This window comes from Burkholderia pyrrocinia (genome assembly GCF_018417535.1).
GTDB lineage: Bacteria > Pseudomonadota > Gammaproteobacteria > Burkholderiales > Burkholderiaceae > Burkholderia > Burkholderia pyrrocinia_E.
Genome location: NZ_CP070978.1, coordinates 3,008,694 through 3,018,978, shown reverse-complemented (window position 1 = coordinate 3,018,978; position 10,285 = coordinate 3,008,694). Strand labels below are relative to the sequence as shown.

Sequence of the window (10,285 nt, the reverse complement as noted above, 5' to 3'; positions counted from 1 at the left end):
ACGCGTGACTAGTCGAATGACATGACGGTGCCCCTGATTTTATGCAGCGACTTTCTGGTTGATTTGATTACTGCCCTGCTTTTTGTCAGACAAGGCTATATCAAACTCACACCATTTTCCAGCCGATATTTACCCATCGGATCAAGGGCCGACGAGCATGTATTTTTTACCCGTCGATGCGTGTTTGGCGACAGCATTCCGCATGTTTTTCGCCTTCCTGCCTTGATCTTTCGCAAAAACATCGGAGTCGCCGCATCCGTGGAAACGCTGATATACGACCTCGAATCAAGACACCCTATTTTTGCAGCGCAATATTTCCATATCGACAAATCGTCGATACAGATAATCAGCACCCGTTTAATAATCAAATACAAACCGGATTTTCAAGCGCTCGACAAAATCGCTTCGATTTCCACCTTGCATCAAACCGGAAACGCGAATCGTTATCGCTTGTCCGGCGAAAATGGGATCCGTGCGGCCGGCGAGAAAAGGAAGAACGCCGCATGCGGCGTGAAACGGCAGGAAACCTGAACGGACGGAGAAGATCGGACGCCGGGGGCATTCGCCCCCCGGGCACCGCGTTACGAAAACAGGCTCATCAGATAGAGCATCGGCCGGAACGATACCGGCCGCGCGTCGGGATTCACCCACAGACGCATCGCATACACCGCGTAGGCCGGCACTTCTCGCCAGCTCGAATAGACATCGCGCAACTGGAAGCGGCGCGGGTACGCGGCGTAGATGTTCGCCCGCGCGATGCCGACGCGCTCGAACGCAAGGCGCGCCCGCGCAAGGTGGTAGTACTGACTGACGATCAGCACGCGCGACAGGCGGTGCGCCTGCAGGTACGCGAGCGTATGCTGCGCGGTCGCGAGCGTGTTGTCGCCCTGGTCGTCGACGGCGATCCGGTCGGCCGGCACGCCGCGCGCCACGAGATAGTCGCGCATGGCCGTCGCTTCGTTCAGCCCCGGGCCGTCGATCGCGCCGCTGACCAGAAACGCCGGGCACTGCCCCGTGCGGTAGCAGCGCACGCCGACGTCGAGCCGGGCCGCGAGCACGGGCTTCGGCGCCCCCGTATCGTCGAGCGCATTGCCGAAGATCACGGCGACGTCGGTCGGCTCGCTCGGCATCCGCATCCCGTACGCGACGAGCACGACGGCCGCGGCGATCCAGATGCACGTGACGACGGCCAGCAGGCGGCCCGCTCGGGCCGCAAAGCCCCGTTTGGTGTGGGTTTTCAAGGTTCTCGGTCTCTCAGGTCGTCGGGCGTATCGGCTGGCCCGGCCCCGCATGGGCGCGTAACCCTAGCATGGCTCGCTCGCGCGTGTCCACGCGGCGGACCGATACCGGACTGTTAACGACCTGTTGGAAAGGTGACCGACACGCTTTGCGCGGGAAGGCGCTCCGGCGCTCCGGCGATACGGAGATCGAAGGAATGTGAATGGCTGCGCGCGCAGTGATGCCCGGCTTGGCCCGGCCCGAACCGAATCAATCGGCCGGACACATCGCGAGCCGCCCCATCGCCTCGCCGGCGCCGCGCACCGCGCAGGTGGCCGGCTCGTCGGCGATCCGTGCGACCAGCCCCGTCTCGTCGTACAGCAGGCGTTCGAGATCCGCGAGCAACGCGCCGCCGCCCGTCAGCACCATGCCGCGATTCGCGATGTCGGTCACGAGCTCGGCCGGCGCGTTTTCCAGCACCGACTTCACCGCGCCGATCACCTGCTTGAGCGGCGCGGCCAGCGCGTCCGCGACGTCGTGGTTGGACAGCTCGACCGAGCGCGGCAGCCCGTCGCCGATGCTGCGCCCGACCGCGCGCGTCGACGTACGCGGCACCGCACGGGTGGCCGAGCCGATCGTCTTCTTCACGTGCTCGGCCGTCTGCTCGCCGAGCAGCACGCCGTACAGGTTGCGGACGTGGTTGACGATCGCCGCGTCGAACTGGCTGCCGCCGACGCGGATCGCCTCGCGGTAGACGATGCCGCCGAGCGCGATCACCGCGACTTCGGTCGTCCCGCCGCCGATGTCGACGACCATCGAGCCGACCGGCTCGGTCACCGGCAGGCCCGCGCCGAGCCCGGCAGCCAGCGATTCCTCGATCAGTTCGACCTCCGACACGCCGGCCGCAAACGCGGCCTCGCGGATCGCGCGGCGCTCGACGGCCGTCGCATCGGACGGCACGCACAGCGTGACCTCGACGCGGCGGCCGAAGCGCGAGCGCGTGCGCGACATGTCGATGAAGCTGCGGATCATCTGTTCGGCCGCGTGCGCGTCGGCGATCACGCCGTGCCGCATCGGCCGCACGGCTTCGAGATGCCCCGGTTCGCGGCCGAGCAGCGCCTTCGCGAGCTCGCCGACCGCCTCGAGCGTCGGCCGCGCATCGGTTGCGCCGGCCTTGCGGAAGCAGACGACCGACGGCTGGTTCAGCACCACGCCGCGCTCGTGCGTATAGATCTGCGTACTCGCCGTTCCAGGGTCGATCGCAACGGGTTGCGCAAACAACTTTCCGAACAGCGGTGTCGACATATCAAGCCTTTTTGAACGATCGGGCCGGGACGGCCCCGCCGCATCCCAGCGGCGCGCCTGCCGCCCCATCATGAAGTTAGCGGCAAATCGTTCCGATACTTTAGCCAAATCCGATGATTATTTCGCGACGAAATTGCCGAAAACACCGCTTCGAGGGTGTCGGACTCCGAATCGGCCTCTCGCGTTACGCCTGTAAAACACGGTAATCTCTCGGTCTTGCCTGCTCCCGGCAGGCTTCAGACGCCCGATCACGCCAGGTATTTCCTCCATGACAGCGACCGTTTCCTTCCGCTGGGCGCGGGTGCGCCCGCTCTGCACGACGCTCGTCGCCTTCTGGTGCTGCACGGTCGTCGCGCAGCCGCTGCCGGCCACCGAACCCGCGCCCGCCCCCGCTGCAGCCGGCACGTCGGTGGCCGCTACCACCGCCGCCACGCACGACTGCACGGCCGACGGCGGCCCGGCCGGCCGCCCGTCGATCGGCCTCGTGCTGTCCGGCGGCGGCGCGCGCGGCTACGCGCACCTCGGCGTGCTGAAGGTGCTCGAGGAAAACCGCATCCCGGTCGACTGCATCGCGGGCACCAGCATGGGCGCCGTGGTCGGCGGCCTGTACGCGAGCGGGATGGCCGCCGCCGACATGCAGAAGCGACTGTCGGAGGTCAACCTCGCGGATATCGCGTTCGACGTGACGGATCGCGCGGACTTGCCGCAAAGCAGCCGCGAAGACGAGCGCCTGTACATCAACGGCCTGACGCTCGGCTTCGGCAAGAAAGGCGTGAAAGCGCCGGTCGGCCTCGTGCAGGGCAACCGGCTGCAGGCGCTGCTCGCGAACTGGACGGCCTCCGTGCCGACCAACCAGCCGTTCGACCGCCTGCCGATCCCGTACCGCGCGGTCGCGACCGACCTGCAGACCGGCCAGATGGTCGTGCTCGACCGCGGCTCGCTGCCGCTCGCGATTCGCGCGAGCATGGCGATGCCGGGCCTGTTCGCACCGGCCGAGATCAACGGGCGCGCACTCGTGGACGGCGGCCTCGTCAGCAACCTGCCGGTCGACACCGCGCGGCAGATGGGCGCGAACGTCGTGATCGCCGTCGACATCGGCTCGCAACTGCGCCCGCTCGACGCGCTCGCGTCGCCCGCCGACGTGATGCAGCAGATGGTCGGCATCCTGATTCGCCAGAACGTGTCGGCCCAGCGCCAGCAGATCACCGCGAACGACGTGCTGCTCACGCCCGCGCTCGGCTCGCTCGGCTTCACCGATTTCCAGAACGCACGCCAGGCCATCTCCGCCGGCGAAGCGGCGGCAACCGCCGCGCTGCCGAGCCTGAAGCGCTACGCGCTCAGCCCCGAGGAATACGCCACCTACCGCTCCGCGCACGCGCAGCCGCTGCCGCCGCCGGTCCGGATCACGCGCATCGAGATCAAGACGAGCGGCGGCGTGCCGAAACGCGTCGTCAGCGACGCACTGCACGTGAAGCCCGGCGACCTCTACGATCCGCAGACCGTCAGCCAGGACCTGCTCGGGCTGACCACGGGCGGCAATTTCGAGAGCGTCACCCAGCAGGTCGTGAGCCACGGCGACGACAACGTGCTCGAGATCGATGCGCGGGAGAAATACTGGGGGCCGAATTTCCTGCTGTTCGGCCTGGGCATGTCGAGCAGTTCGACCGACGAGGGCGGGTTCCGGCTGCATGTCGGCTACCGGCGGCCCTGGCTCACCGAATCGGGCCTCGAGTTCCGCGCGGATACGACGATCGGCAGCGACCTGCAGTCGGCGCGCGTCGAATTGCGCCAGCCGCTGCCGATGGCGTACGGCGTCTACATCTCGCCCTACGCCGAGTACCAGCGCCGCTACGCGAACCTGTACGACGACACCGGCAACGTGAAGATGACGCAGTACCTGATGCAGACGGCGCGCGCCGGGATCGATCTCGGCCTGCCGATCGCGCGGCTCGGCGATTTCCGGATCGGCCTCGGTTACGTGACCGGACACGGCTCGCCGACCTACAACCTGCCGCTCGACGTCGACGCAAACGGCCAGCAGTTGCTCTGGCCAAGCTTCACGTCGCAGGCGCTGACTGCGCGCGCGCGGCTCGTCATCGACCAGCTCGACGATCCGATGTTCCCGCGCAAGGGTTACTACACCGAATTGCGCGTCGAACGCTCGCTGGTGTCGCGCAACGGAGGATCGGCGCAGGAGTTCGACGACGGGATCAACAACGCGCCCTACACCGAGATCTACGGCAAGGCGATGATCGCGCAGCAATTCGGCCGGCACAGCTTCAGCGCGACGATCGAAGGCGGCAAGAGCATCGGCGGCACCAACCTGATCAACGCGTTCAACTTCACGCTCGGCGGCTTCCAGCATTTGTCCGCCTACGCGGCCGACCAGTTGAACGGCAACGAGCTCGCGTACGGCCAGATCACCTACATGAATCAGTTGATGACGTTCAACGCGTCGCCGGTCAAGGCGCTGTCGGTGGGCGCCAGCGCGGAAGTCGGCAACGTCTGGTCGAGCGGCCAGCTGATCGGCGGCGGCGCGCTCAAGCAGAGCTATACGTTCTTCACGAGCCTGTCGACCGCGTTCGGGCCCGTCTACATCGGCGTTGCGCTCGCGCCCGGCGGCCGCCGCAACTTCTACCTGCAGCTCGGCCGCACGTACTGACGCGCCCGCGGCGCGCGAAATGGTCCGTCGCGCCCGCCGTCAGGACGACGGGCCGGCCGCGGCGCGCGCCGTTCCGATCGGCCAGCTGATCTCGAAGCGCGCGCCGCCGAGCTCGACCGGATCGACGACCGCGATCCGGCCGTTGTGCGCATGGAGCACCTGCCGCGTGATCGACAGGCCGAGCCCGTAGCCGCCGGTGCGGCGGTCGAGGCGCACGAACGCATCGAAGATCCGCTCGCGTTCGTTCTCCGGCACGCCGGGGCCGTCGTCCTCGACGAAGATCCCGATGTTGCCGTGCTCGATCGCGATGCCGACGACGATCCGCGATTGCGCATACTTGCTCGCGTTGCGCAGCAGGTTGCGCATCGCGTACGACATCAGCCGCCGGTCCATCTTCACGCGCAGGTCCGATTCGAGCGCAATGCGCGACTCGATCGCACGCTCCGGATACAGCAGTTGCGCGTCGTTGACCTGGTGCTCGAACCACGCGACGGGCGCGGTCATCTCGAGGTTCGACTGCAGCGAGCTGTATTCGAGCCGCGCGAACGTGAGGCTCATGTCGATCAATTCCTCGAGCTCGGTCACGTCCTGCGCGATGCTCTCGAGCGCCCCCTGGTATTCGGCCGCGGAAGCGGGCTCGCGCAGCATCTCGAGCGCGAAGCGTACGCGCGCGAGCGGCGTGCGCAGCTCGTGCGAGATGCCGTTCGTGAGATCGCGCTGCGCGGCGATCAGCCGCTCCATGCGCATCGCGAGCGCGTTCAGCGTGCGCGCGAGCGGGCCGATGATCACGCTGTGCGATTCGCGTGCGCGCGTGTTGAAGCGTCCGCCGGTGAAGTCGATCGCGCGTTCGCGCACCATCACGAGATCGGACCAGACCGGCCGCATCCACCGGTATGCCGCGAGCGCGGGCGCGGCGAACACGAACGCGAGCACGATCCAGATGTCGCCCGGCAGCGAGTCGAACGCATGCCACACGACCTGCGGCGACAATTCGACGCACAGCGCGAGCGCCGGCACGAGCGCGGTCAGCAAGACGAGGCCGAGCAGATGCAGGTAGGTGCGCACGTAAAGGCGCGACCAGCTCGGAATGCGGTCGGCGCGCGTATCGGTCCACGCGCGACGGAAATGCAGCCAGCGCCATCTGACATAGCGCAGCGTCGGCAGCGGCGGTGCATCGGGGTGCGAACGGGTTGGTCGGATCATCGCGGCTCCCCGCTGGCGGGCGGAATGCCCGCGCGGAACGTGACGGCGTCGCCTGACGGCGGCGTCATTCCCACGCGTGCTTGCTGAATTGGTAACCCTTGCTGCGGATCGTCTTGATCCGCTGCGGGTTGCTCGCGTCGTCGCGCAGCTTGCGGCGCAGCTTCGAAATGCGCCCGTCGATCGTGCGGTCGAGGCCGTCGAATTCGACGCCGCGCAACTGCAGCATCAGGTCGTCGCGGCTGACGACCTCGCCCGCATGGCACACGAGCGCCCACAGCAGGTCGAATTCGGCCGACGTCAGATCGGGCGTGCTGCCGTCGGGCAGCACGACGGTCCGGTCGGTGCGGTCGATCGAGAACTTGCCGAACGCATAGCGTTCGGGCTGCGGCGCGGTGCTCGCGGGCGCGCGCGCGGGCGCGCGGCGCAACTGCGCCTTGATCCGCGCCAGCAGGATGCGCGGCTCGACCGGCTTGTGTACGTAGTCGTCCGCGCCGAATTCGAGGCCGAGCAACTCGTCGAACGGCTCGTCGCGCGCCGTCACCATGATGATCACGCCGTCGTACTGCTTGCGCGCCTCGCGACAGATTTCGAAGCCGTCCTTGCCCGGCAGGTTCACGTCGAGAATGACCAGATCGGGGCGAATGGACAGGATCGCCGACACCGCGGCGTCACCATGCAGCACAGTGTCGACTTCATAGTCGTTCTTGCGCAGGTAGCCGGCGATCAGCGTGGACAGGCGGGTGTCGTCTTCGACGAGCAGGATGCGAAAAGACATGGGCAACGGTCGGGTCATCGGGGAAGCCGTGGCGGCGCCGGTCATTCCGGACGCCGGCCATCGGCCGAAACGTACCGCATGATACTGCGCCCGCCGATTGCCCGTTTGCCAGTCTCAAAAATAAGGGCGCGATGCCGGCCGCGCTTGACGAATCGTCGCCGGGACGGTTCCATACGGGCTCGCCGGAATCCGGGCCACGCATCTACCCTGCCTGACTGATGAATTACCAGACGATCCTCGAACGCATCCACACCGAACTCGCCCCCTGGATTGGCCAGGGACGGGTCGCCGACTATATTCCCGAACTCGCGAGAGTCCCTGCCGACAAGTTCGGGATGGCCGTCGTGACGCTCGACGGAAACGTTTACACGGTCGGCGATGCGGACGAGCGCTTCTCGATCCAGAGCATCTCGAAGCTGTTCGCGTGCACGCTCGCGTTCCAGATGCTGGGCGATGCGCTGTGGGATCGGGTCGGCCGCGAGCCGTCCGGCACCGCGTTCAATTCGCTGGTGCAGCTCGAAAGCGAGCGCGGCAAGCCGCGCAATCCGTTCATCAATGCCGGCGCGCTGGTCGTCACCGACGTGCTGTGCCGCCGCTTCGTGAAGGCCGAGACGGCGCTCGTCGAATTCGTGCGGCGGCTGATCGGCGCGACCGATATCGACTACGATTCGCGCGTCGCGCTGTCGGAGCTGCAGCACGCGGAGCGCAACCGCGCGATGGCGCACTTCATGGCGAGCTTCGGCAACATGCAGATGCCGCCCGACACGGTGATCGATGCGTATTGCCGCCAGTGCGCGATCACGATGAACTGCGTCGAGCTGGCGCGCGCCGCGCTGTTCCTCGCGAACGGCGGCGTCGCGCCGGTGACCGGCGAGCGCATCGTCGATTCGAGTTCCGCGAAGCGCCTGTCGGCGCTGATGCTGACCTGCGGCACCTACGATGCGGCCGGCGATTTCGTGTATCGCGTCGGGCTGCCCGCGAAGAGCGGCGTCGGCGGCGGGATCGTCGCGGTGCTGCCCGGCGAGATGGCCGTGTGCGTGTGGGCGCCGGGGCTCGATGCGAACGGGAACTCGCTGGCGGGGACGCTGGCGCTGGAGTGGTTGACGACGTATACGGGGCGGTCGATTTTCTGACGCGCGCAAAGCCGGCTTGTGCAGGTGGCGGAGCAAGACGCTCCAGGTGCCGCCCGAGCTGTAACGCGATGGTTCGGCGAGCCCGGTCACGCACGACGGGCCGACCAGGTACCTGGGACTCGCGCGACCGCTGCTATGCTGATGCACGCATTCGTCGTCTGCAACGACAGCCGGCGGGAATGCGCCGATACGGAGAAAAGCAGCGGTAAAACCAACAACGATCGAGGGCCGTCAATAATGAATCAGCAAAACACATCGGATCACGCAACGGCCATCGTGCCGTCGCAAACTGCGCTGCTCGTCATGCATTACCAGACCGACATCCTCGGACTCTTTCCGTCGGTCGCGCCCGCGTTGCTCGCCAATACACGCCGGCTGTGCGACGCGGCGCGAGCCGGCGGCGTCGGCGTCTGGTTCGCGAACCTCCGGTTCAGCCCCGGCTATCCGGAAGTCAGCCCGCGCAACAAGAACGGGCAAGGCATCAAGCAGCTTGGCCTGTTCGTCGACGACGGCCCGTCGCCGGAGCTGGCGCGGCAGCCCGACGAACCGCTGATCGTCGCGCACCGCGCGAGCGTGTTCTTCGGCACCGATCTGCAGGCACGGCTGGTCGCGCAAGGCGTCGATTCTCTGATCATGGTCGGCATCGCGTCGACCGGCGTGATGCTGTCGTCGATCGCCCATGCGAGCGACGCGGACTTCCGCCTGTATACGGTCAAGGAATGCTGCTACGACCCGGACCCGGTGGTCCACGAGCATCTGTTCTCGACCGCCTTCGAATCGCGCACGACGGTGCTGTCGCTCGCGGATGCGCTGCGGCTGCTCGGGTAACAGACTGGCAGCATCGCCCGGAACCGCCCGCAGAATGACGGCTTACCGGGCGCTGCCGATTCCCGCCAGCTCGACAAGCCCTGCGCGCGGAATGGATCGCGTCGGCTGCCCGCACGGCCGCTCGTTGCGCGAAACCGGTGTATATTCCCGACCGATACGCCTGCATGCGCGCCTTCAACGACGCGCCCGACACCACCGAATGCCCACCCCATCCGCGCTGCCAACACCTGCCGAACTGAACCGTACGCTGCCGTTCGCGGCCGGCGCGCGGCCGTGGCGGCTCGTCCGCTATGCGTGCGTCGACTGGCTCGGCATCCTGCTGTGCTGGGCTGCAATCCGCTTCGTGCCGAATCCGTTCGTCTACGTCGCGGCCGGGCTGCTGATCGCGGGCCGGCTGCAGGCCTTCGGCGTGATCCTGCACGACGCGTGCCATATTCCCGCGCGGCGCATGACACTGCCGCTCGCGCTCGTCGACGCGCTCGCCGGCTGGACCATCGGCTCATCGATCGCCGCGATGCGCTATCACCACCTGCGCCATCATCGCGCGGTCGGCACCGCCGAAGATCCGTACCTGCACCGGCTGGCCGCGCGCGGCGGCTGGGTGCGACGCGCGATGATGCTGCGCGGCGCGCTGCTGCCGGCCTGGTGGCCGCTGCGCGCGCTGATGGCGCCGCTCGCGCTCGCGTGGCCGGCGTTCCGGCCGTGGTATGCGCGCGGCTTCATGCAGGACCGCTCGCGCCAGGATCTGCGTCGTCACCCCGAAGTCATCGCCTGCGCGCGGGCCGACCTGCCGCACTGCGCGGGCTATCTGCTCGCGATCGCCGCCGTCCTGCACTGGGATCTGCCGTTCTTCACTTACTACGGACTGCCATGGATCGTCGGCGGCATCATGAACGCGAACCGCGTGCTGCTCGAACATGACCACGTCGAGATCGGCGAACGTTCACCGGAATCGATCTGGCGGATGACGCGCACGATGACGTTCGGCTGGATCGGCAAGCTCGTGCTGTACCCGCGCAACATCGGCTATCACCAGGTGCATCACGCATATCCGGCGCTCGCGCTCGAGCATCTGCCGGCCGTGCACCGCTATCTGACGGACGGCAACGCGTTCGCGCCGCCCAGGTCCGATGTGGCCGGCACCGAGCGCTAGACGCCCTT

General features: G+C 67.1%; 9 protein-coding genes. 5 read left to right on the top strand and 4 right to left on the bottom strand.

Annotated elements, in window-relative coordinates:
* Nucleotides 1–21: 21 nt before the first annotated feature.
* Nucleotides 22–531 carry a hypothetical protein gene (locus JYG32_RS31675; protein WP_213266232.1) on the top strand — a complete coding sequence of 170 codons (510 nt, stop codon included), beginning with the start codon at nt 22–24 and terminating at the stop codon, nt 529–531.
* 50 nt (nt 532–581) lie between these two features.
* Here JYG32_RS31675 and JYG32_RS31670 read toward each other — a convergent pair whose 3' ends face one another.
* Complete coding sequence (locus JYG32_RS31670; protein WP_213266231.1) at nt 582–1,241, bottom strand: YdcF family protein; 660 nt, start codon at nt 1,239–1,241, stop codon at nt 582–584.
* Nucleotides 1,242–1,488: 247 nt separating this feature from the next.
* Complete coding sequence (locus JYG32_RS31665) at nt 1,489–2,523, bottom strand: rod shape-determining protein (protein WP_174383566.1); 1,035 nt, start codon at nt 2,521–2,523, stop codon at nt 1,489–1,491.
* A gap of 268 nt (nt 2,524–2,791) precedes the next feature.
* Here JYG32_RS31665 and JYG32_RS31660 point away from each other — a divergent pair, with 268 nt between their 5' ends.
* Nucleotides 2,792–5,185, top strand: coding sequence for a patatin-like phospholipase family protein (locus JYG32_RS31660; RefSeq protein WP_213266230.1), 2,394 nt, complete (start codon nt 2,792–2,794; stop codon nt 5,183–5,185).
* 39 nt (nt 5,186–5,224) lie between these two features.
* On the opposite strand, the gene JYG32_RS31655 is transcribed toward JYG32_RS31660, so the two are convergent.
* Both JYG32_RS31655 and JYG32_RS31650 read right to left on the bottom strand, forming a co-directional pair.
* Nucleotides 5,225–6,388 carry an ATP-binding protein gene (locus tag JYG32_RS31655; RefSeq protein ID WP_213266229.1) on the bottom strand — a complete coding sequence of 388 codons (1,164 nt, stop codon included), beginning with the start codon at nt 6,386–6,388 and terminating at the stop codon, nt 5,225–5,227.
* A 64-nt stretch (nt 6,389–6,452) separates the two neighbouring features.
* Nucleotides 6,453–7,163, bottom strand: coding sequence for a response regulator (locus JYG32_RS31650; protein WP_213266228.1), 711 nt, complete (start codon nt 7,161–7,163; stop codon nt 6,453–6,455).
* 218 nt (nt 7,164–7,381) lie between these two features.
* Here JYG32_RS31650 and JYG32_RS31645 point away from each other — a divergent pair, with 218 nt between their 5' ends.
* The 3 genes from JYG32_RS31645 to JYG32_RS31635 all read left to right on the top strand — a co-directional run bounded on the left by JYG32_RS31645 (nt 7,382) and on the right by JYG32_RS31635 (nt 10,277).
* Entirely contained in the window at nt 7,382–8,296 is a 915-nt protein-coding gene (locus tag JYG32_RS31645; RefSeq protein WP_174381380.1) for a glutaminase, read from the top strand.
* 237 nt (nt 8,297–8,533) lie between these two features.
* A complete protein-coding gene (locus JYG32_RS31640) occupies nt 8,534–9,124 on the top strand; it encodes a cysteine hydrolase family protein (protein ID WP_213266227.1) in 591 nt (196 codons plus the stop codon).
* Between the two features lie 199 nt (nt 9,125–9,323).
* Nucleotides 9,324–10,277: a fatty acid desaturase family protein gene (locus JYG32_RS31635; protein WP_213266226.1), complete on the top strand. Its 954-nt coding sequence runs from the start codon at nt 9,324–9,326 to the stop codon at nt 10,275–10,277.
* The last annotated feature ends 8 nt before the right edge of the window (nt 10,278–10,285 follow it).

What these genes read in the sequence shown, in the direction of transcription:
- JYG32_RS31675 (WP_213266232.1), top strand. Translation starts at nt 22, where the DNA reads ATGACGGTGCCCCTGATTTTATGCAGCGACTTTCTGGTTGATTTGATT.
- JYG32_RS31665 (WP_174383566.1), bottom strand. Translation starts at nt 2,523, where the DNA reads ATGTCGACACCGCTGTTCGGAAAGTTGTTTGCGCAACCCGTTGCGATC.
- JYG32_RS31660 (WP_213266230.1), top strand. Translation starts at nt 2,792, where the DNA reads ATGACAGCGACCGTTTCCTTCCGCTGGGCGCGGGTGCGCCCGCTCTGC.
- JYG32_RS31655 (WP_213266229.1), bottom strand. Translation starts at nt 6,388, where the DNA reads ATGATCCGACCAACCCGTTCGCACCCCGATGCACCGCCGCTGCCGACG.
- JYG32_RS31650 (WP_213266228.1), bottom strand. Translation starts at nt 7,163, where the DNA reads ATGTCTTTTCGCATCCTGCTCGTCGAAGACGACACCCGCCTGTCCACG.
- JYG32_RS31645 (WP_174381380.1), top strand. Translation starts at nt 7,382, where the DNA reads ATGAATTACCAGACGATCCTCGAACGCATCCACACCGAACTCGCCCCC.
- JYG32_RS31640 (WP_213266227.1), top strand. Translation starts at nt 8,534, where the DNA reads ATGAATCAGCAAAACACATCGGATCACGCAACGGCCATCGTGCCGTCG.
- JYG32_RS31635 (WP_213266226.1), top strand. Translation starts at nt 9,324, where the DNA reads ATGCCCACCCCATCCGCGCTGCCAACACCTGCCGAACTGAACCGTACG.